Raw genomic sequence first — 18,721 nt, forward strand, 5'->3', positions numbered from 1 at the left:
GGAGAGATGAGCATGGCCCTTCGGGTTGCGATTACCGGTTTTGGTCGTATTGGCCGTCTGGCGTTGCGCGCGGTTCTGGAGAACAAGCGCTGGGACGAGGTCGAGATTGTCGCGATCAATGACAGTTCCACCCCCGAAACCAATGCCCACCTCCTGACCTATGACAGTGTCCATGGCCGCTATCCCGGCGAGATCAAGGTCGGTGATGACTGGATCGATGCCGGTTTCGGCAAGATCCAGAAAGTCTCCAACCGCAATCCGGCCGAGCTGCCCTGGGGTGATATGGGCGTCGATATCGTCATGGAATGCACCGGGGCCTTCAACTCGAAAGAGGCCTCGATGGCCCATATCGAGGCGGGCGCCAAACGCGTGCTGTGCTCGGCTCCGGCCAAGAATGCCGACAAGACCATCGTCTATGGCGTCAATCACGACCAGCTGACCGCCAGCGACATCATCGTCTCCAACGCCTCGTGCACGACCAATGGCCTGGCCCCGGTCGCCAAGGTGCTCAATGACGCCGTCGGCATCGAGCGTGGCCACATGACCACCATTCACGCCTATACCGGCGACCAGCCGACTCTGGACCGCAATCACAAGGATCTGCACCGCGCCCGCGCCGCCGCCATGTCGATGGTCCCGACCTCGACCGGCGCCGCCAAGGCTGTCGGCCTGGTCCTGCCGGAACTGGTCGGCAAGCTCGACGGCGCCGCCGTCCGCGTGCCGACCCCGAATGTGTCGCTGATCGACCTCGTCTTCACACCGGGCCGTGCCACCACGGCGGAAGAACTGGCTGAAGCCGTCAAGGCCGCCGCTGACGGTCCGATGAAGGGCGTGCTGGGTTATGATAGCCTGCCGCTGGTCTCGATCGATTATAATCACGACAGCCGCTCCTCCATCGTCGCCCTCGACAAGATCAAGGTCATCGACGAGCGCCTGGCCCGGGTCATGACCTGGTATGACAATGAGTGGGGCTTTGCTTGCCGCATGGTCGACACCACCGTCGCCATGGGCAAATTCCTGTAGTTCGAGCGCCAAGAGGCTCCGTCATGACCACGATCCGCCGCATCCAGGATGCCGATGTCCAGGGCAAGCGCGTGCTTGTCCGGGTTGATTTCAACGTGCCGATGAAGGACGGGCAGGTCACCGACGCGACGCGTCTGGAATCGGCCCTGCCGACGATTGACCATCTTGTTGAGCGTGGCGCGAAAGTGATCCTGATGGCCCATTTCGGTCGTCCCAAGGGACAGCGCGTTGCGGAGATGTCGCTGGAGCCGGTCTGCCAGCCGCTGGCGGATCTGATGGGTGTCGAGCTCAGCTTTGTGGACGATGTTGCGGGTGACGATGCCGCCGCGGCTGTCGCCGGCCTGTCCGATGGCGATGTCCTGTTGTTGCAGAATACGCGCTATGAGCCGGGCGAAGAGAAAAATGAGGCCGGTTTTGCCAAGGCGCTTGCCGCACTCGGTGACATTTACGTCAATGACGCCTTCTCCGCCGCGCACCGCGCCCATGCGTCGACAGAAGGCGTAACCCATCACCTGCCGTCCTATGCCGGTCTGGCCCTGCAGCGTGAGATCGACCATCTGGTCGCGGCGCTGGAAAGCCCGAAACGTCCGGTCATCGCCCTGGTGGGCGGGGCCAAGGTCTCGACCAAGATCGACCTGCTGCAAAACCTGGTGAAGAAGGTCGACACGCTCTTCGTCGGTGGTGGGATGGCCAACACCCTGCTGCACGCTCAGGGCATCAAGATCGGTGCCAGCCTGTGCGAGAAGGACCTCGTCGACACCGCCCGCGCCATCCTGGCGGCGGCCGAGGAAAGCGGCTGCAAGCTGATGCTGCCGAGCGATGTGGTGCTGGCAAAGGAATTCAAACCCAATCCGGAGACCCGCTTGGCCGCCGTCACCGATGTTGCTGACGACGAGATGATCCTCGATTGCGGTCCGGCCACCGTGGTCGCGCTCGGCCAGGCGATCGACAAGTCGGCAACGCTGATCTGGAACGGACCGCTCGGCGCCTTCGAGACGCCGCCCTTTGACACCGCCACGGTCGAGGCCGCCCGCCACGCCGCCCGCGCCGCCGTCGAAGGCGAGCTGATTGCCGTGGCCGGCGGTGGCGACACGGTCGCCGCCATGAACCAGGCTGGTGTCGCCGGTGATTTCACTTTCATCTCGACCGCCGGGGGTGCTTTCCTGGAGTGGATGGAAGGCAAGACGCTGCCGGGTGTGGCCGCCGTCATGGGGCCGCCAGAACTGGTCGCGTGACGCGGCGGGATGACTTGCCGCATATCGGATGGTATCGGTAACATGAAAAGTCGGGCGCGGCGCGAAAATCCGCGCCTGACCGGTGGGAATTCACGCCGTCCCGCGCTAAAAGGGCGGCGTTGGAACGGGCAGGCGGGCGCCTGCCGCAACATGCTTGAACAGCTGGGGGTATCCTGATGGATCTCGATCAACTCAACGAAATCGCCTGCGCCATGGTGGCCCCGGGCAAGGGTATTCTGGCCGCTGACGAGTCGACCGGCACGATCGGCAAGCGTTTTGCCTCGATCGGTCTGGACAACACGCCGGACAATCGCCGCGATTGGCGCGACATGCTGTTCCGCACCGAGCCGGCCATGAGCAAGCACATTTCCGGCGTCATCCTCTATGATGAAACCATCCGCCAGAGCGCCAAGGACGGCACCGCGCTGACCAAGCTGATCACCGATGCCGGCTCGATCCCGGGCATCAAGGTCGATATGGGTGCCAAGCCGCTGGCCGGTGCCGAGGGCGAAACGATCACCGAGGGCCTCGACGGGCTGCGCGATCGTCTGGCTGATTATTACGAGCTGGGTGCCCGCTTCGCCAAATGGCGCGCCGTGGTCAATATCGGCGGTGGCAGCGATGACAGCGTGCCGAGCCAGTATTGCATCAATACCAATATGCACGCCTTGGCCCGCTATGCCGCCCTGTGCCAGGAAGCCAATATCGTCCCGATCGTCGAGCCGGAAGTCATCATGGATGGCGATCACTCGATCGAGCGCTGCTATGAAGTCACCGAGTTTGCGCTGAAGACGCTTTACCGCGAGCTGTTCGATCAGGGCGTCGTGCTGGAAGGCACGATCCTGAAGCCGAACATGGTCATCTCCGGCACCACCAATGATGATCGCGCCAGCCGCGAGGAAGTCGCCGACATGACCGTCCAGTGCCTGGCCAATTGCGTGCCGGCGGCCGTGCCCGGCATCGCCTTCCTGTCCGGCGGTCAGTCCGACGAGGAAGCTACCGATCATCTCTCGATCATGAACGAAGCCTATGACCTGCCCTGGCCGATGACTTTCTCCTACGGCCGCGCCCTGCAGGCCGCCCCGCTGAAAGCCTGGGCCGGTAAGGCGGAAAATTACGCGGCTGCCCAGGCCGCCTTCAACCACCGCGCCCGCATGAACGGCCTCGCCTCGCTGGGCGAGTACAAGCCGGAGATGGAAAAAGAGACGGCTTAGGGCGCGACCTTCCAGACCGACGCACAACAAAAAACCCCCGGCCGTCTGGCCGGGGGTTTTCCGTTCCGGATATCCGGTTGGCTTAGCCGCCGAGCTCGGAGATGTGGAGCGTCGAGGAAGCGAGGTCGGAATTGGTGCCGTAGGTGCCGATCCAGATGTCGTACTGGCCGGACATCGGGCTGCCCCAGGCGAGCGACGGGTTCAGGCCGTTGCTGTCGTCATTGCAATACCAGGAACCGTCCGGTGCGTTGACCACGAGCGTGGTGTCGGCGTTGGAATAGGCGCTGATGTAAAGCGGCAGCGAGCCGGCATTGAAGTTCAGGCGGAAGTCCGGAGCGTTGGCGATCATGCCGGCGCAGGAGGAGGACAGGTTGGACGCCTGGATGGTGCCGCCCGCGGTGATCGAGGTGGTGTACGGATCCGGGGTGAAGCCCGAGTTCAACGACACCGAGCCGAAGGTCGGCGGCTGCGACCAGTCCTGGGCAGCGGCCAGGCCGGCGAAGGACGCGGCAGCGATGCCGGCGGCGAGAATGGTTTTGAAAGACATGTGAAAAATCCCCTTTTTAAGACACGCAGACATCACGCCTACCCGTGTTGCGCGTCACCCTTGTATAAACTGGATGAAAGGAAGATGAATGACCCGATTGGGTGATGTTCATCTCCGATTGTCGCGGCGCCATTGTGCCGGTCGCGCAGGCCTGCGAAAAGGCGCCCCATGAGCGAGCTTTACCTGATCACCCCGCCGCGCATTGATGCGCACTTCCTTGCAAGGCTGGAAACGGCCCTCGATGCCGGTCCGGTGTCGGCCCTGCAGATACGTCTCAAGGATCACGACGAGGCGGATATCCGCCGTCTCGCGCCGGATCTCATTCGGGCGGCCCAGACGCGCGGCGTTGCTGCCATCCTCAATGACAGTCCCGACCTGGCCGACCAACTCGGCTGCGACGGTGTCCATATCGGTCAGTCCGATGGCCGGGTGAAGGATGCGCGCGCGATCATGGGCAAGGAGCGGAGCGTGGGCGTGACCTGCCATGCCAGCCGTCACCTGGCGATGGTCGCGGGTGAGGCAGGGGCGGACTATGTCGCGTTCGGTGCCTTTTATCCAACCGCGACCAAGGCAACCGACCATGTCGCGACGCCGGACATCCTGACCTGGTGGGTGGAATTGTTTGAGCTGCCCTGTGTCGCCATTGGCGGCATCACCGCCGACAATGCCGCGCCGCTGATAGCGGCTGGCGCCGACTTCCTCGCCGTCTCGGCCGGCATCTGGGCGCATCCGGACGGGCCGGCGGCAGCGGTCAGGGCCTTTGCGGCGCTGACCGGCGAGGCCTGACGGGATGATCGCGGCCGGCCCCTGGATTACATTTCACCCAGCAAACGCAGCGCAGGCTTGACGGTGCCGCAATCGACGCGCTCTAGAAGGGGCATGATCGCTTCCAACCACACCGCCCGTCTTGCCGCGTTGACCGTCAGCGCCTCCCTGTTGCTTGCCGCCGTGCCAGCCCACGCCCAGGACGTGGCCGAGCCGGAGCCGGTGCTCACCGAAGACGCGCCGACCGAAGGCACGTCGCCCGCGACGGTCTTCCCGCGCGAACTCATCCTGTTGCCCGAAGACGTCCAGAGTGCTGCGGTCGAGGGGCTGGAAGCGGACAACGCCGAAATTCCTTCCGGAATGGGCGGCGCCGAGGCGGCTTGGTATCGGGCCCAGATTGCCTATCTCGGTGAAGACTGGGCCTCGGCCCGCAATTATGCCGCGACCGCGGCTGCCGGCGGCATTGTCGATGCCGCGCTTCTCTCGGGCATCATGACGCGCAATGGCGAGGGTGGCCCGGTTGACCTGACGGCGGCCGCGCGCTGGTTCACACGTGCCGCGGACCGCGACGATCCGGTCGCGCTCTATAATCTCGGGCAACTGGCGGCGCTCGGGGATGAGTCGCTGGCGCTTGGTCAGCCTGAGCCCTGGTTCGAGCGCGCCGCCCGGGCCGGTCATATCCCGGCCATGGTTGCGCATGCGGTGACGCTGAAAAACTCGCCCGTGCCCCAGGACGCCATCGCCGCCCGCGAGTGGGCCGGCCGCGCCGCCCAGCAGGGCTCGGCGGAAGGCATGTACCAGCTCGCCCAATTGCTCGATGAGGGTTTGGGGGGCGCGCGTGACGCGGCGGGCGCCCGGGTCTGGTATGAACGTGCCGCCAACCAGCGCCACGCCGAAGCCGCGTTCCAGGCGGGCATGATGTGGGTCGATGGCGAGGGCGGGGCGCAGGATGATGTGACCGGCCGGAACTGGATGCGCATCGCCGCCGAAAGTGGTTACGCGCCAGCCCAGGGCCAATACGGTCTGATGATGTATCAGGGTCGCGGCGGCGATACGGATCCGGAATTGGCCGCCTACTGGTTTTCGCGCGGTGCCCGTGGCGGGGATGCCGAGAGCCAATTCCTCTACGCTTTCGTGCTGGCGCGCGGCGAGGGCGTGTCACAGGATCTTGAGCTGGCCTATCGCTGGTCCTTGCTGGCGGCGACCGATCATCTCGGCGCACCGGTGCATGATCGTGACCGCGACCGGCTCGAGGCCGGGCTGGCAAGCGCCCTGCCACCGGATGTCCGCCAGCGGATACGGGCTGAATTCGACGCGCTGCGCTGACGGTTTGGTGCGCCCCGGCGTCGGGCCGGTGCCGCGCGGCTTGCCGTTCCGCATGCCCGCTGATAGGAGAGCGCCACTTTGCGGCGCGCGCGCGCCGACGCGAAATATGGGCCGCATTGGCGCGGCAACAGGTGAGTTATGAAAATCAACGGTAACGAAATCCGCCCCGGCAATGTCCTGATGCACCAGGATACGCTGTGGGTCGCGGTCAAGACGGATCACGTCAAGCCGGGCAAGGGCGGCGCTTTCGCCCAGGTCGAGCTGAAAAACCTCCTCGACGGTCGCAAGCTCAACGAACGCTTCCGCGCCGCCGACAAGGTCGAGCGCGTGCGCCTTGAGCAGAAGGATCACACCTTCCTGTTCGCCAGCGATGACATGCTGACCTTCATGGATGCCGAAAGCTATGAGCAGATCGAGCTGCAGGCCGATTTCGTCGGCGAGGAACGTGCGGCCTATCTCACCGATGGCATGAATGTCGTTGTCGAGTTCCACGAGGAACGGCCGATCGGCATTTCCCTGCCGCAGCACGTGACCCTGGAAGTGGCCGATACCGAGCCGGTGGTGAAGGGCCAGACTGCCGCCAATTCCTACAAGCCGGCCATCCTGTCCAACGGCGTGCGCTCCTCGGTTCCGCCCTTCGTTGGCGTTGGCGAGCGCATCATCGTCGCCACCGAAGACGGCAGCTATGTGAAGCGGGCGGACTGATATCATGGGTACGCTGTCTCCGCTCCTCACTGTCATGACCGATGTCGCCGCCCGCGCCGGCCGTTCGCTCAATCGCGATTTTCGCGACATCGAGCACCTGCAGGTCTCGCGCAAGGGTCCGGCCGATTTCGTCTCGGTCGCCGATCACAAGGCCGAGGACATCATCTATGACCGTCTGAGCCAGGCCCGTCCGGGTTATGGCTTCCTGATGGAGGAACGCGGGATTGTTGAAGGCAGCGACAAGTCGCACCGCTGGATCGTCGATCCGCTCGACGGCACGCTGAACTTCCTGCACGGCATGCCGCACTTTTCGGTCTCGATCGCGCTCGAGCGCGAGGGCGAGCTGGTTGCTGGTGTGGTCTACAATCCGGCCACCGACGAGATGTTCCACGCTGAAAAGGGCCGCGGTGCCTGGTTGGCCGACCGCCGTCTGCGGGTTGCCGAGCGCAAGCATTTCGACGAAGCCGTCATCGCCACCGGCACGCCCTATATCGGCAAGCCGGGCCAGGCACGTTTCCTCAAGGAACTCCACCAGATCATGCCGCATTGCGCCGGCATTCGCCGCATGGGTTCTGCCGCCCTCGACCTCGCCTGGGTCGCTGCCGGTCGCTATGACGGCTTCTGGGAGCGCGGCCTGAAATCCTGGGACATCGCCGCCGGCATCATCCTGGTCCGCGAAGCCGGTGGTTTCGTCGCCGAAGCCGATGGTGCGGAAAACCTGCTGGAAACCGGTAATATCGCTGCCGGCAACGAGCCCATGCTGGCCGAGGTGGTCGAGCGTCTGAAGAAGGCCGCCGCCTAGCCAGCCGGACCCATTTTCGAAGCGGCGTCCCGCTTGGGGCATCTTTTCGGGAGAATATGGCCTAGCCTGCAATCATGACGTGCCGTTTCGGGCGTCGGCAAGGCAGGGGGGCTCGCTATGGGCCGGGCTATCGGGTTTGTATTCGGCATTGCCGTCTACGCATTCTTCTTCGTTGTATTCCTCTATTCGATCGGGTTTGTCGGCAATCTTCTCGTGCCGAAAACCATCGATTCCGGTGTGGCCGGGCCGGTCGTGACGGCCATTATCGTCAATCTGGCATTGTTGAGCCTGTTCGCCGTGCAGCACAGCGTCATGGCGCGTCCGGCCTTCAAGGCGGCCTGGACCCGACTTGTGCCGACCTATCTGGAACGCACGATTTACGTGCTGCTGTCCTCGATCGCTCTCGCCTTGATCTATGCCTTCTGGCAGCCGATTCCGGGCCTGGTCTGGTCGGTGCCCGAGGGGCTGGCGACCTATGCGGTGCAGGCCCTGTTCTGGTCCGGCTGGCTGATCGTGCTGATCTCGACCTTCCTGATCAGCCATTTCGACCTGTTCGGCCTGAGCCAGATCTACGCCAATCTGCGGCGGCGCCCCTTCAAGGGCGCCCCCTTCCGCAAACACCTGTTCTACCGTCTGGTGCGGCATCCGATGATGACCGGTTTCATGATCGCCTTCTGGGCGGCGCCGGTGATGACGCTGGGCCATCTCCTCTTCGCGGTCGTCACGACGGCCTACATGATCATCGCGGTCTATCGTTTTGAGGAAAAGGATCTGATCGCCGAAATTGGTGATGACTATCTGGATTATCGCAAGGAAGCCGGTGCCTTTCTCCCCAAGATTGGGCGAAAGGATTCCCTGGCCCAGCCTGGGGAGTAGGCGCTTCGCGCCGGCCAGATCCTGGCCGGCGCCAAGCCGTCTAGGCCGCCAGACGCTCGATCGCTTCACCGGCCGCAGCGAGCTTTTCGTCGGCGCCCTGGCCGAGCTGGTCGGCGGCGATGATTTCGACGTCGTGGATGCCAATGAAGCCGAGTACGTGTTTCATGTAGTTGGTGGCGAAATCGATCTCGCTGCCGACCCGGGTGCCGCCGGAGGCGACGACCAGGATGGCGCGCTTGCCCGTCAGCAGGCCGACCGGACCGGTCTCGGTGTAGTTGAAGGTGACGCGGGCGCGGGCGATGAGGTCGATCCAGGCCTTCAGCGCGGCGGGAATTCCGAAATTATAGACCGGGGTGGCGATGACCAGCGTGTCGGCGGCCTTGAGTTCGGCGATCAGGGCGTCCGAGCGGGCGAGCACGGCCTTCTGGGCGTCACTGCGAGCGTCCGCATCGGTGAAGTTGGCACCGATCCAGGCCTCGTCAATGAAGGCCGGCGGATTGTCGGCCAGGTCGCGGCCGGTGACGCGGATCGCCTTGTCGTCGGAGGACAGGCGCTCGATCAGCGTCTCGGCGAGCTGGCGCGTTACCGAGCCGTGATGGCGCATGCTGGCATCGACGCGAAGGATGTGGCGGGTGGCTGGATTGGTCATGGCAAACTCCATCAGCAGGCGGTGGCAACGGGCGGCGGGTGCGTGCCCCGAATTCGATGCTCGGAAGATGGCTATCGCTCCACCTGCGAAAAACCACTAATCTGGCGGCTTATTGTTTCCGTTTTGGACACAAACCCGCCATGCCTGCGGTGATGAAGCGGCGGCATCCGCGATTAGTTCGCACCAGCCCTTTGACCTCGCCTCCAAATTGTCCCAATCCGGGGGGTAGGAAAGACGGCGGCTTTTACGAGGGGTCAGCATGCCCGTTCTCAATTCCGATCAGGATATGTCCCAGGCACCCAGCGTCCGGTTCACCGGGCCGTGGCGTTACATCATCTGGATGGCACTGTTCACGGCCGTGGTGGCGGCGCTTGGCATCTTCCTGATCGAACCACTGGAAGAGGCCTTCCGGGCCAATCCGGCGATCAATGGTCTCATTCTGGGCGTGCTGGTGATCGGTGTGCTCTACACCTTTGCACAGGCGCTGGGCATCGGTCCGGCCGCGCGCTGGCTGATCCGCTTCCGGTCGGCGGAAGACCCGGCCAGCCTGCCCAGCCCGCCCGCCCTGATCGCGCCGATGGCCTCGATGATTTCGCAGGCCGATGGCCGCGTCTCGCTGTCGGCGGGCTCGGTTCGCACCGTGCTCGACTCGGTAGGCGCACGGATGTCGGAAGCCGGCGCCTTCACCCGCTATTTCGGCCGACTTCTGATCTTTCTCGGCCTGCTCGGCACCTTCTGGGGTCTGCTTTCGGTTGTCTCCGATGTCGGCGAAGCCGTCCGCGCTGTTACCGAAAGCTCGACCGGTGGTGAAGCCGATGTGATGCGGCTGATGTCGGCGATCGAGGACCCGATCCAGGGCATGGGCACTGCCTTTGCCTCCTCGCTCTTCGGTCTGGCCGGCTCGCTGGTCATCGGCTTCCTCGACCTGCAGGCCAGCCGCGCCCAGAACCGGTTCTACAACGAGATCGAGGAATGGCTGTCGTCGATTTCGCGGCTCGCCGCCGCCGGCCCGGCGACGGGTGATGATGGCGAGGTCTCGTCCGCCTATGTCGGCGCCCTGCTGCAACAGACCGCCGAGACGCTCGACCGTCTGTCCCACACGCTGGAGCGCAATGCTCGCCAGATGGACACCACGCTGCAGCGCTTTGCCGAGGACAGCCGGGCCAGCCAGGAAGAATCGATGCGGGCCCTGCGTGACGAGATCCGGGTGCTGATCCGGGCCCTGCAATCGCGGGAGCGGGGAGGGGAGTAGGCCATGGCCTCGCCGCGTTTCGCGCGTTTCCAGGAAGCCGATAATGGCGATCACTGGCCGGGCTTTGTCGATGCTCTGGCCACGCTTTTGCTGGTCATTGTCTTTCTGTTGTCGATCTTTGTGGCCGGCCAGTTCGCCCTGTCGCGCGCCCTGACCGGTCGTGACGAGCAGCTCGCTGCGCTCAATGCCCAGCTGGCCCAGCTGGCCGACGAGCTGGCCCTGACCCAGGCGGAAAACACCGAGCTCGAACTGCGCGTCTCCGGACTGGAGACTGAGCGCGATGCGCTGAGCGATGCGCTGGCGATGGCTGGCACCCAGACGGCGGCGCTGCAGGCCGAGCTCGATGCCGAGCGTGAACTGTCCGAAGAGAGCCGCCGTGCCCTGATGATGCTCAATCTGCAGATCCAGGCCCTGCGCGACCAGATCGCCACGCTGAATGCCGCCCTTGATGCGGCAGAGCTCCGCGCCGAGGAGGCTGAGGCCCAGGTGATCAATCTCGGAGAACGTCTCAATGCGGCGCTGGCCGAGCGCGCCGCCGAGCTGGCTGTCTACCGCTCCGACTTCTTCGGCCGCCTGCGCGCCATTCTCGGAAACCGCACCGGTGTACGCATTGTCGGTGATCGTTTCGTTTTCGAAACGGATGTGCTTTTCCCGTCCGGCTCGGCTGCGCTGTCAAATGAGGGGCGCGAAAGCCTGCGCCCGATCGCCGATGCGATCATCCAGCTGACCGATGAAATCCCGGCCGACCTGGAATGGGTGATCCGCATTGACGGCCACACAGACCCGGTCCCGATCCGCACCACCTACCCCTCCAACTGGCACCTCTCCGCCGCCCGCGCCATCTCGGTGGTCAACTGGATGGAGCAATTGGGCGTCCCGTCGGACCGCCTGGTCGCCGCCGGTTTTGGTGAGCACTATCCGATTGTCGAGGGACGGACCGCGGAGGCGAATGCGCGGAACCGGCGTATCGAGCTGAAGCTGACGGCGAGGTAGGGGTGCACCCAATATTGTATTATATTGTTCTTTCGGTCTTTGGTTCCGCTATTTATACCGATCAATTTCCGGATAGAACTTATGTGAAGCCCCTTTTGGAGGTTTCTATTTTCTATTTTGTTTATGCATACCCGGCGGCATTTGTTGTATATAAGTACAATCATAGTCTAAATGTTAAGTTGATATCCTTTTTTCTGTCATTTGTTTTTTTGGTAGACGTGGCGGCGCGGGCGTTTGTATCTCTTGCAGAGCGTGACGATCTAATCTTGCTTTCTGGTCTAGGTAACCTATTGGCGTTTGCTAGCCTGTTTTCGCTTTTGGCGTTGGCAGCAGACCGTCTCCATAGTTCGCATTTTGACGGTTGGGGGGAGGTTGGTCGTCGAGGCCCCATCCTAGCTTTCCTGTATGTTCTCGCCGGCTCGATTACCTATCATAGTCTGTACCAAGAGCGCCCCGAACGGGTCGGAGCTTAGGTCGGCCCTGGGCACTTTCTCCATCGCTCAGACCTGCTCATAAATCACTTGTCAGCCAGCGGGCCGTATCCGGTTCTTGAGGTCAAGGGCGGCGCAGCCGCCGCTTCGCGGCTTCACCCTTGAGCTGAAGAGCCGGATACGGCTTTCTCTCGGCAAGGGATGTATGGCCGGGTGTGCGCCGGGGCGCGCTATCCGGCTCACAGGCTCTCCGTTTTCTTCCCCATTACATGGGAAAGTGGGCCGATGGGGCCCAGCGAAGCGAGGAGGCCGCCCTCCCTCAATACCCCTGAAACAGAAGGTCCAGCGCGTTGACGATGTCGTCCCGATGTCGGGCTTCCACATTGGCGATAGCGGTGCCGAGTTGGTTCGCAGACTGCACACCCAGACCGGCCGTCGCGAAGAGATAGGCCTCGCCGTCAATGTCCAGTATCGGCTCGAGGCGGGAAATTGGCGGGCGTTTGAGATCGGCGGTCGCAAGGAGCGGGACAACGATCCGGCTGGGCAGCTCGCTCAAGAGGTTGGCCTGAATGTCGACAACCAGCGCAACACCGCTTCCCTTCAACGGGTGAACGTCGAAGCGGGCCATTCAATCGTCGTCCGGTTGGGCCCACCAGGGGGGAGGCAGCAGGGGGCCATCGCGCAGATAGCGCTCGTTATAGGCCTTGATCCCCTCGCGGTTCTCTTCCAGCCAGCGGCGGCCCTTCTCCTCGCGGATGGCGGCCTCGATGCCCGCCTCGGCGGCGCGGGAGGTGTTCAGGCCCAGCGCCTTGGCTTCGGCCATGACATCCTCGCGGACGGTAAGGTTGGTGCGCTTGCGGCGTTCGGCTTGCGGATATCGCGGTTCGGACATGGTCAGGCTCCGGTGTGTGTATGATTATACACACATTTGCCGCCGTCTCAAATCACGATTGGTGACCCGGCCCGTCAGACTCCATACCCCGCTTGCCATGGCCGGTATCTTCGGCTACTAGCCCCGCTCCTGAGTTTATATGAGCTGCGTGCGGGGCAACGTAATCCCGTTGCGCGGCGGACAAGAGAAAGCCGGACCGATGAAAAAGGATACCCATCCCGAGTATCACATCATCAATGTTGTGATGACCAACGGGACCACCTTCCAGACCAAATCCACCTGGGGCAAGGAAGGCGATACGATCAATCTCGACATCGATCCGACGTCGCACCCGGCCTGGACCGGCGGCAATCAGCACATGCTGGACCGTGGCGGCCGTGTTTCGCGCTTCAAGGACAAGTTCAAGGGCTTCGCGTAAGCTTTTCGACGTCCTTCGCGACAAGAAAAAGGCCCGTTCCGGTTGGAGCGGGCCTTTTTTCTGTCCGGCGATGTGGGGCGTGCAGCTAGCGCTGGCCGAAAGCGCCGCGCAGCATGGCCATCTGGTCGGCAACGGGATTGGCGTCCGTGTCGACCACGCCGTCGACATAAAGATTGTCGTCGATCCGCTTGAGACGGTCATAGAGCGAGCGCGAGCGGCGCACGAGTTCGCCGAGCACCGCCGGCGGGGTTTCGCCTTCCGGCCATAACTTCTCGCTCGGGCGATCCGCGGACAGGCGGTATTTGCCATCGGTTGCAGCCTCGGCCGACATCTCGCCCTCGGCCACGGCGCGCTGGGCCAACAGCCAGGAGGCGGCCTGCATCAGGCGGGTCGTCAGCTTCATGCTCTCGGTGGCGTAGGACAGGGCGCCGGCCCGATCGAGTGATTTGGAGTCGTCACGCCCCGGCCCGTCAAGATAGCTCGCGGTCTCTTCCACCAGGTCCATGCCTTCACGGAAGAGTTTCTGGAACATCTCCGAGGCGGCAAAATCCTGGGCCCGGGCAGCAGGGCCGCCGCCGGCTGGGAAGAGGGTCGGTGTGTGACTATCGGTCATTACGCGTCCATTCGTGCGTCGATCACGGGTTACGGGCGAATCGTAGCAAGGCTCGGGCCAGACTGCCCAAAGAGTTTGATCAAAACTTAAACACGGCGTCCGCCGCGTTCAGCCCGGCCTTCTTTTTTTCAGTGATATCGTCGATGCGGCGGATCTCGTCTTCCAACAGCCCACGCCGCTCGGCCAGATCGTCCAGCGACAAGGCGCTGAGATCCTCGCCGGGAATGATGCCCTGGCGTGCCCGTTGGCTTGCGATGCTCTCCTCGTCATGAAACATGGATCGGCCTCCACATGCTTGGCTCCTGGGGGCAGCATAACGCGAAGGAAGGCAAACTCCCATGATCGAGATCGCGAAAACTGAAAACCGCATCGTTATCGCCCGCGAGCCAGGCGGCCCGGATGTGCTTGAAATCGTGACCCGGCCCGTGCCGGTCCCTGGCCCGGGCGAGCTGTTGATCCGGAATGTGGCTTGCGGCGTGAACCGGCCGGACCAGATCGAGCGGCTCGGCTTTTATCCCGCCCCGCCCGGCGCACCGGAAGGCTTGGGTCTGGAGGTGGCCGGTCATGTCGCCGAGCTGGGCGAGGGTGTCAGCGCGTTTGCGGTCGGCGATCCGGTCTGTGCCTTGGTGGCGGGCGGCGGCTATGCCGATTTCTCGGTCGCCCCGGCCGGCTCGGTCCTGCCGGTGCCGGACACTGTCGCAGTGGCGGATGCGGCCGGACTGCCCGAGACCGTGTTTACCGTATGGACGAATGTGTTCGAGATCGGCGCATTGTCGCGTGATGAAACATTTCTGGTCCATGGCGGCACAAGCGGGATCGGATCGACGGCGATCCAGATGGCCAAGGCGGCGGGCGCACGGGTGATCGCAACGGCTGGCACGCCGGACAAGGTCGCGCAGTGCAAGACGCTCGGTGCCGATATCGCGATCAACTACCGGGACGAGGATTTCCAGGCGGTGGTGACCGAAGCCGGCGGAGCGGATGTTATCCTGGACATGGTTGGCGGCGCCTATGTCCAGAAGAACATCAATTGTGCGCGCATGGGGGCGCGGATTGTCTCGATCGCCTTTCTGACCGGCAGCCGTGTGGAGGTCGATCTGATGCGGGTCATGCTCAAGCGGATCACGCTGACCGGCTCGACCCTGCGGGCGCGGCCATTGGCGGAAAAGGCCCGTCTCGCGGCCGCGGTCCGTGACACCGTGTGGCCCTGGATCGCCGCCGGCAAATTGGCGCCGCTGATCGACAGCCGTTTTGCCCTGGATGATGTTCGTTCCGCACACGAACGGCTCGATTCCGGCGCCCATGCGGGAAAGATACTGCTGGATTGCTGATTTGTGCAGGCTGCCCCGCTTTGCAGGCTGCGCGGTCTGCGCTATAAATGCATCAAATCGCTGGATGGTGCAGACCTGCCACCAGCGTCGGAAGCCCAAGCCCGGCCGCCGCGTCGGGCTTTTTTTGTTTTTGTACTTCAATCCCATGCCTTGGAGCTGAGACCATGACCGAGATCCTGATGCCGAAAGCGACGGCCGTCTGGCTCGTCGACAATACCTCGCTGACCTTCGACCAGATCGCCGATTTCTGTGGCTTGCATCCGCTCGAAGTGAAGGGCATTGCCGATGGCGATGTTGCTGTCGGCGTGCGCGGCGCTGACCCGATTTCCAACGGGCAGCTGACGCGCGAGGAAATCGAGAAGGCCGAGAAGAGCGACAAATACCGCATGACGGTGGTGAAGCCGAAATATTCCGAGCTGCACCAGCCGGCCAAGCGTCGTGGTCCGCGCTATACGCCGCTGTCGCGTCGCCAGAACCGTCCGGACGCCATCGCCTGGCTGGTCCGCAATCACCCGGAACTGGCCGACGCCCAGATCTCCAAGCTGATCGGCACCACCAAGACGACGATCCAGGCCGTGCGCGAGCGCAGTCACTGGAACTCGTCCAACATCAAGCCGACCGATCCGGTGTCGCTGGGGCTCTGCACCCAGATTGACCTCGATGAGCAGGTCAAGAAGGCCTCGGCCCGTCGCCGCAAGCTCGAGGAAGAAAACCCGGAACTGCTGACCGATACGCTGAAGGCCCAGGAAGACCTGCACCAGGCCGAGGAAAAGCCCGCCCAAGAGGCCGAGATCGACCTGGAAACGCTGTTCGGTGGTCCCAAGGCCGAATAGGCCGGACCTCTGTCACCAGAATTGAAAAAGGCCTGGAACCCGTCGGTTCCAGGCCTTTCTTATTGCGTTGTGCGTCGCGGCCTCAGCCCTTGGGCACCGTGTAATTCATCGCCAGGCGTCCGCCATCGGCATAGATCGTGGTGCCGGTGATATAGCTGGCATCCTTTGACGCCAGGAAAGACGCCACTGAGGCGATCTCGTCGGGGTCGCCGATCCGCTGCAGCGGGGTGCGGGACATGATCTTGTCCATCGCTTCGGGATTGTCATTCACCGCCTTGAGCACGTCGGTATTGATGCTGCCCGGTCCGATCGCATTGACGCGGATGCCGTATTTGGCGAGCGCCAGCGCCATCGACTTGGTCATCTGGTTGATCGCCCCCTTGGTGGCGCAATAGGCGAGCTGGTCGGGGATCGCCATGACGCCGTTGACCGATGACATGTTGATGATCGAATAGCGGCGGCGCACATCTTCAGTCCGTTCGCCGTCTTCCTCGATCTGGTCGACCATCTGCCGTGCGGCCTCGCGGGCCACCAGGAAGGCGCCGCGCAGATTGACGCCCATCACCTTGTCGAAATCGGACTCCGAGAGGGTCAGGATATCGCCGCTGGCCACGATGCCGGCATTGTTCACCAGCACGTCGAGCCGTTCGAAGGTCGAGCGGGTTTCCGACAGCAAATTGTTAACGGCGAGCCGGTCCGCAACATTGCAGGAGACAAAGAGGGCGCGATCCTTGTCGGCGCCCAATTCCTCGGCGAGGGCCTGGCCGGCGCGGGCATCGACATCGGCGATCACGACATGGCAGCCGTCTTCGGCGAGACGACGGGCACAGGCCTTGCCAATGCCGTTGGCGCCTCCGGTTATGATTGCGACGCGGTCACCCATCTTCAGTCCTCATGGCCAGCGCGCAGAAACGCGCGATCAGGATTGCTGACCTTGCACAGGCGGGCGGCGCTGGCAATCCATCCGGGCGCCGCGACAGCGCGGTCAGGGATTGTGGGTTCGCTCATAGTCATGGAGGATTTCCGGATCCTCCGGCGATAACCGCCAGGCCCGGCGATAAAGCGGCCGCGCCTCCCGCATCCGGCCGACCGCTTCCAACGCCGTGGCGTGGGAGTGGACGATGGCCCCGGAGTCCGGTTCCGCCGCCACAGCCTGTTCGCACAAGGGCAGGGCGGTTTCGGCGCGATCATCCTTGATCAGGGTCCAGCACAGCATGTTCAGGGTCGATCCGTCCTCGGGCGCCAGCTCGACCGCGCGGCGGGCATCCTCGACGGCGGCCCCGGTCAGACCGAGGTCGAGCAGGGCGCCGGCCCGGTTGATCCAGGAGCCGATCCAGTCCGGTTGCAGCCGGACGACATTGTCGAAGGCGACAACCGCCTCCGCGTCGCGGTCGAGGGCCTGATAGACGATGCCCAGGGTGATCTGGGTCAGCGTGTCGTCGGGGGCTGCGGCGGCGGCCATTCGCAGGTCGTCCAGCGCCCGCTCGTGCTGGCCAAGCTCGGACCGGGCGATGCCGCGATTGCGGTAAAGCGTCGGTTCGACGGCGCGGGCACCGCCTGTCTCGATGATGGCGAAGGCGAAATTATAGGCGTCCAGCGCGTCCTGGAATTCCTGTTCGGCCAGCAAGGCGGCGCCCAGCGAGGCATAGGCGCCGACCTCCTGGTTCATGTCGAGCTCGGCATGGTCCAGGCAGGCCCTGAACTGGCGGATCGCTTCGGCATTCTCGCCGCGATCCAGCGCGGCTTGTCCGGCCGCGCATTCGGACGCATCGGACGATGCCTGGACAAGTGCGGCGGCATGGGTGGCGGGTGCGAACACCAGGCCGGCGGCCAGAAGGGGGGCAGAAAGGCGCATCGGGAACTCCGGGAGTGGCGTTTGCTCAGTGTAGCGCGCAAAAAGGGCGGCCCGAAAGCCGCCCCGTTGATAATTGCGCTGTTGTAATCAGCTAGCCCGTAAGGGTCGCGTGCGCCGATAGTCGCAAACTTTCTATCTGTTCCTTGATTCGAAGCTTCTGCTTCTTGAGTCGCGCCAGTTCCAGGGAATCCGCCGACGGGTGCTTCTTGACCTCGTCGATTTGTGTATCCAGACGCGTATGTTTAGCGTCGAGCTCACGGATGCGGGCTTCGATGGGCATGGAGACGTCTCCCTCTTGTGAAGTGGAACACTCGATTGAAGCAGGTTCCCGCATTATGTCTACTCACGAAACGTTTCGAGGATAAGATATGATGAAGCCGGAGCGGATGATTGTCGGAGTCTCGGGCGCCTCCGGGATCATCTATGGCATACGGGCGATGGAGGCGCTGAAGGCGCTGGGCATCGAGACCCACCTGGTTGCCTCGAAGGCGGCCGAGATGACGCTTGGCTATGAAACCGATATCTCGATCAAGGACTTCCGGGACAAGGCCGACCATGTCTACAAAATGCCGGATGTCGGTGCACCGATCGCATCGGGCTCGTTTGCGACCCGCGGCATGCTGATCGCGCCGTGCTCGGTCAAGACCATGTCGGAGATCGCCACCGGTGTGACGTCCAGCCTGTTGACCCGGGCCGCCGATGTTGTCCTGAAAGAGCGTCGACGGCTTGTCCTGATGGTTCGCGAGACGCCCTTCCATCTTGGTCATCTGCGCACGATGGAAGCGCTGACCGAAATGGGTGCCGTCATCTGCCCCCCACTGCCGGCCTTCTATGCCAAGCCGAAATCCATTGACGACCTGGTCAACCAGTCGGTCGGACGCGCCCTTGACCTGTTCGGTCTCGACTGGGATGGCACGCGGCGCTGGGGTGAGGACCTGGAAGGCGGACGGCGCTGAGCCGC

General features: G+C 63.5%; 24 protein-coding genes. 15 read left to right on the top strand and 9 right to left on the bottom strand.

The window, feature by feature from the left end:
* The first annotated feature begins 12 nt into the window (after nt 1-12).
* From gap to AWH62_RS00535, 3 genes are all read left to right on the top strand, one after another.
* On the top strand, nt 13-1,023 hold the full coding sequence (gene gap, locus AWH62_RS00525) for a type I glyceraldehyde-3-phosphate dehydrogenase (protein WP_075188510.1): 1,011 nt from the start codon (nt 13-15) through the stop codon (nt 1,021-1,023).
* Nucleotides 1,024-1,046: 23 nt separating this feature from the next.
* Complete coding sequence (pgk, locus tag AWH62_RS00530) at nt 1,047-2,258, top strand: phosphoglycerate kinase (RefSeq protein ID WP_075188511.1); 1,212 nt, start codon at nt 1,047-1,049, stop codon at nt 2,256-2,258.
* A gap of 176 nt (nt 2,259-2,434) precedes the next feature.
* On the top strand, nt 2,435-3,472 hold the full coding sequence (locus AWH62_RS00535; protein ID WP_075188512.1) for a class I fructose-bisphosphate aldolase: 1,038 nt from the start codon (nt 2,435-2,437) through the stop codon (nt 3,470-3,472).
* An 82-nt stretch (nt 3,473-3,554) separates the two neighbouring features.
* On the opposite strand, the gene AWH62_RS00540 is transcribed toward AWH62_RS00535, so the two are convergent.
* On the bottom strand, nt 3,555-4,019 hold the full coding sequence (locus AWH62_RS00540) for a peptidase S1 (RefSeq protein ID WP_075188513.1): 465 nt from the start codon (nt 4,017-4,019) through the stop codon (nt 3,555-3,557).
* 168 nt (nt 4,020-4,187) lie between these two features.
* On the opposite strand from AWH62_RS00540, the gene thiE reads away from it, so the two are divergent.
* From thiE to mddA, 5 genes are all read left to right on the top strand, one after another.
* Nucleotides 4,188-4,805 (top strand): thiamine phosphate synthase, encoded by a 618-nt coding sequence (gene thiE, locus AWH62_RS00545; protein WP_075188514.1) that lies wholly within the window; start codon nt 4,188-4,190, stop codon nt 4,803-4,805.
* Nucleotides 4,806-4,898: 93 nt separating this feature from the next.
* Entirely contained in the window at nt 4,899-6,110 is a 1,212-nt protein-coding gene (locus AWH62_RS00550; protein WP_075188515.1) for a tetratricopeptide repeat protein, read from the top strand.
* A 138-nt stretch (nt 6,111-6,248) separates the two neighbouring features.
* Entirely contained in the window at nt 6,249-6,815 is a 567-nt protein-coding gene (gene efp, locus AWH62_RS00555; protein ID WP_075188516.1) for an elongation factor P, read from the top strand.
* Nucleotides 6,816-6,819: 4 nt separating this feature from the next.
* Nucleotides 6,820-7,617, top strand: a complete 798-nt coding sequence (locus AWH62_RS00560) for an inositol monophosphatase family protein (protein WP_075188517.1) — start codon at nt 6,820-6,822, stop codon at nt 7,615-7,617.
* 117 nt (nt 7,618-7,734) lie between these two features.
* The gene (gene mddA, locus AWH62_RS00565) at nt 7,735-8,493 is read left to right on the top strand and encodes a methanethiol S-methyltransferase (protein ID WP_075188518.1); all 759 of its coding nucleotides are present in this window, start codon (nt 7,735-7,737) and stop codon (nt 8,491-8,493) included.
* Nucleotides 8,494-8,533: 40 nt separating this feature from the next.
* Here mddA and AWH62_RS00570 read toward each other — a convergent pair whose 3' ends face one another.
* Nucleotides 8,534-9,142 (bottom strand): FMN-dependent NADH-azoreductase, encoded by a 609-nt coding sequence (locus tag AWH62_RS00570; RefSeq protein WP_075188941.1) that lies wholly within the window; start codon nt 9,140-9,142, stop codon nt 8,534-8,536.
* 259 nt (nt 9,143-9,401) lie between these two features.
* Between AWH62_RS00570 and AWH62_RS00575 the strand changes: the two genes are divergently transcribed.
* The 3 genes from AWH62_RS00575 to AWH62_RS16675 are packed head-to-tail and all read left to right on the top strand — an operon-like array spanning nt 9,402 to nt 11,860.
* On the top strand, nt 9,402-10,394 hold the full coding sequence (locus AWH62_RS00575; RefSeq protein WP_075188519.1) for a hypothetical protein: 993 nt from the start codon (nt 9,402-9,404) through the stop codon (nt 10,392-10,394).
* A gap of 3 nt (nt 10,395-10,397) precedes the next feature.
* Nucleotides 10,398-11,387 carry a peptidoglycan-binding protein gene (locus AWH62_RS00580; RefSeq protein WP_075188520.1) on the top strand — a complete coding sequence of 330 codons (990 nt, stop codon included), beginning with the start codon at nt 10,398-10,400 and terminating at the stop codon, nt 11,385-11,387.
* Between the two features lie 14 nt (nt 11,388-11,401).
* Nucleotides 11,402-11,860, top strand: a complete 459-nt coding sequence (locus AWH62_RS16675) for a hypothetical protein (protein WP_143742843.1) — start codon at nt 11,402-11,404, stop codon at nt 11,858-11,860.
* Nucleotides 11,861-12,137: 277 nt separating this feature from the next.
* Here the strand turns inward: AWH62_RS16675 and AWH62_RS00585 are convergent, their stop codons facing one another.
* Entirely contained in the window at nt 12,138-12,446 is a 309-nt protein-coding gene (locus tag AWH62_RS00585) for a CcdB family protein (protein ID WP_075188521.1), read from the bottom strand.
* Entirely contained in the window at nt 12,447-12,710 is a 264-nt protein-coding gene (locus AWH62_RS00590; protein WP_075188522.1) for a type II toxin-antitoxin system CcdA family antitoxin, read from the bottom strand.
* Nucleotides 12,711-12,909: 199 nt separating this feature from the next.
* Here AWH62_RS00590 and rpmE point away from each other — a divergent pair, with 199 nt between their 5' ends.
* The gene (gene rpmE, locus AWH62_RS00595) at nt 12,910-13,128 is read left to right on the top strand and encodes a 50S ribosomal protein L31 (protein ID WP_075188523.1); all 219 of its coding nucleotides are present in this window, start codon (nt 12,910-12,912) and stop codon (nt 13,126-13,128) included.
* Nucleotides 13,129-13,213: 85 nt separating this feature from the next.
* Here rpmE and AWH62_RS00600 read toward each other — a convergent pair whose 3' ends face one another.
* Together AWH62_RS00600 and AWH62_RS00605 are read right to left on the bottom strand one after the other, a co-directional pair.
* Nucleotides 13,214-13,741, bottom strand: a complete 528-nt coding sequence (locus AWH62_RS00600) for a DUF1465 family protein (protein ID WP_075188524.1) — start codon at nt 13,739-13,741, stop codon at nt 13,214-13,216.
* Nucleotides 13,742-13,820: 79 nt separating this feature from the next.
* Nucleotides 13,821-14,018 (bottom strand): DUF1192 domain-containing protein, encoded by a 198-nt coding sequence (locus AWH62_RS00605; protein ID WP_075188525.1) that lies wholly within the window; start codon nt 14,016-14,018, stop codon nt 13,821-13,823.
* Nucleotides 14,019-14,079: 61 nt separating this feature from the next.
* Between AWH62_RS00605 and AWH62_RS00610 the strand changes: the two genes are divergently transcribed.
* Together AWH62_RS00610 and AWH62_RS00615 are read left to right on the top strand one after the other, a co-directional pair.
* Nucleotides 14,080-15,072, top strand: a complete 993-nt coding sequence (locus AWH62_RS00610) for an NAD(P)H-quinone oxidoreductase (RefSeq protein ID WP_075188526.1) — start codon at nt 14,080-14,082, stop codon at nt 15,070-15,072.
* A gap of 164 nt (nt 15,073-15,236) precedes the next feature.
* Nucleotides 15,237-15,905, top strand: coding sequence for a DUF1013 domain-containing protein (locus AWH62_RS00615; protein ID WP_075188527.1), 669 nt, complete (start codon nt 15,237-15,239; stop codon nt 15,903-15,905).
* 82 nt (nt 15,906-15,987) lie between these two features.
* On the opposite strand, the gene AWH62_RS00620 is transcribed toward AWH62_RS00615, so the two are convergent.
* The 3 genes from AWH62_RS00620 to AWH62_RS00630 all read right to left on the bottom strand — a co-directional run bounded on the left by AWH62_RS00620 (nt 15,988) and on the right by AWH62_RS00630 (nt 18,040).
* The gene (locus AWH62_RS00620; protein WP_075188528.1) at nt 15,988-16,788 is read right to left on the bottom strand and encodes an SDR family NAD(P)-dependent oxidoreductase; all 801 of its coding nucleotides are present in this window, start codon (nt 16,786-16,788) and stop codon (nt 15,988-15,990) included.
* 102 nt (nt 16,789-16,890) lie between these two features.
* The gene (locus AWH62_RS00625; protein ID WP_083634879.1) at nt 16,891-17,760 is read right to left on the bottom strand and encodes a tetratricopeptide repeat protein; all 870 of its coding nucleotides are present in this window, start codon (nt 17,758-17,760) and stop codon (nt 16,891-16,893) included.
* Between the two features lie 91 nt (nt 17,761-17,851).
* A complete protein-coding gene (locus AWH62_RS00630; protein WP_075188529.1) occupies nt 17,852-18,040 on the bottom strand; it encodes a YdcH family protein in 189 nt (62 codons plus the stop codon).
* 88 nt (nt 18,041-18,128) lie between these two features.
* Between AWH62_RS00630 and AWH62_RS00635 the strand changes: the two genes are divergently transcribed.
* A complete protein-coding gene (locus tag AWH62_RS00635) occupies nt 18,129-18,716 on the top strand; it encodes a UbiX family flavin prenyltransferase (RefSeq protein ID WP_075188530.1) in 588 nt (195 codons plus the stop codon).
* Nucleotides 18,717-18,721: the final 5 nt, after the last annotated feature.

It is taken from the genome of Maricaulis sp. W15, assembly GCF_001924955.1.
GTDB classification, from domain to species: domain Bacteria; phylum Pseudomonadota; class Alphaproteobacteria; order Caulobacterales; family Maricaulaceae; genus Maricaulis; species Maricaulis maris.

Excerpts from the sequence above, each read along its gene's own strand:
- rpmE (WP_075188523.1), top strand. The coding sequence starts at position 12,910 with ATGAAAAAGGATACCCATCCCGAGTATCACATCATCAATGTTGTGATG.
- AWH62_RS00625 (WP_083634879.1), bottom strand. The coding sequence starts at position 17,760 with ATGCGCCTTTCTGCCCCCCTTCTGGCCGCCGGCCTGGTGTTCGCACCC.
- AWH62_RS00575 (WP_075188519.1), top strand. The coding sequence starts at position 9,402 with ATGCCCGTTCTCAATTCCGATCAGGATATGTCCCAGGCACCCAGCGTC.
- AWH62_RS00620 (WP_075188528.1), bottom strand. The coding sequence starts at position 16,788 with ATGGGTGACCGCGTCGCAATCATAACCGGAGGCGCCAACGGCATTGGC.
- pgk (WP_075188511.1), top strand. The coding sequence starts at position 1,047 with ATGACCACGATCCGCCGCATCCAGGATGCCGATGTCCAGGGCAAGCGC.
- AWH62_RS00630 (WP_075188529.1), bottom strand. The coding sequence starts at position 18,040 with ATGCCCATCGAAGCCCGCATCCGTGAGCTCGACGCTAAACATACGCGT.
- AWH62_RS00610 (WP_075188526.1), top strand. The coding sequence starts at position 14,080 with ATGATCGAGATCGCGAAAACTGAAAACCGCATCGTTATCGCCCGCGAG.
- AWH62_RS00535 (WP_075188512.1), top strand. The coding sequence starts at position 2,435 with ATGGATCTCGATCAACTCAACGAAATCGCCTGCGCCATGGTGGCCCCG.
- AWH62_RS00570 (WP_075188941.1), bottom strand. The coding sequence starts at position 9,142 with ATGACCAATCCAGCCACCCGCCACATCCTTCGCGTCGATGCCAGCATG.
- AWH62_RS00585 (WP_075188521.1), bottom strand. The coding sequence starts at position 12,446 with ATGGCCCGCTTCGACGTTCACCCGTTGAAGGGAAGCGGTGTTGCGCTG.
- AWH62_RS00540 (WP_075188513.1), bottom strand. The coding sequence starts at position 4,019 with ATGTCTTTCAAAACCATTCTCGCCGCCGGCATCGCTGCCGCGTCCTTC.
- AWH62_RS00600 (WP_075188524.1), bottom strand. The coding sequence starts at position 13,741 with ATGACCGATAGTCACACACCGACCCTCTTCCCAGCCGGCGGCGGCCCT.
- AWH62_RS00590 (WP_075188522.1), bottom strand. The coding sequence starts at position 12,710 with ATGTCCGAACCGCGATATCCGCAAGCCGAACGCCGCAAGCGCACCAAC.
- mddA (WP_075188518.1), top strand. The coding sequence starts at position 7,735 with ATGGGCCGGGCTATCGGGTTTGTATTCGGCATTGCCGTCTACGCATTC.
- AWH62_RS00550 (WP_075188515.1), top strand. The coding sequence starts at position 4,899 with ATGATCGCTTCCAACCACACCGCCCGTCTTGCCGCGTTGACCGTCAGC.
- AWH62_RS00635 (WP_075188530.1), top strand. The coding sequence starts at position 18,129 with ATGATGAAGCCGGAGCGGATGATTGTCGGAGTCTCGGGCGCCTCCGGG.
- AWH62_RS00605 (WP_075188525.1), bottom strand. The coding sequence starts at position 14,018 with ATGTTTCATGACGAGGAGAGCATCGCAAGCCAACGGGCACGCCAGGGC.
- gap (WP_075188510.1), top strand. The coding sequence starts at position 13 with ATGGCCCTTCGGGTTGCGATTACCGGTTTTGGTCGTATTGGCCGTCTG.
- AWH62_RS00560 (WP_075188517.1), top strand. The coding sequence starts at position 6,820 with ATGGGTACGCTGTCTCCGCTCCTCACTGTCATGACCGATGTCGCCGCC.
- thiE (WP_075188514.1), top strand. The coding sequence starts at position 4,188 with ATGAGCGAGCTTTACCTGATCACCCCGCCGCGCATTGATGCGCACTTC.
- AWH62_RS00580 (WP_075188520.1), top strand. The coding sequence starts at position 10,398 with ATGGCCTCGCCGCGTTTCGCGCGTTTCCAGGAAGCCGATAATGGCGAT.
- efp (WP_075188516.1), top strand. The coding sequence starts at position 6,249 with ATGAAAATCAACGGTAACGAAATCCGCCCCGGCAATGTCCTGATGCAC.
- AWH62_RS00615 (WP_075188527.1), top strand. The coding sequence starts at position 15,237 with ATGACCGAGATCCTGATGCCGAAAGCGACGGCCGTCTGGCTCGTCGAC.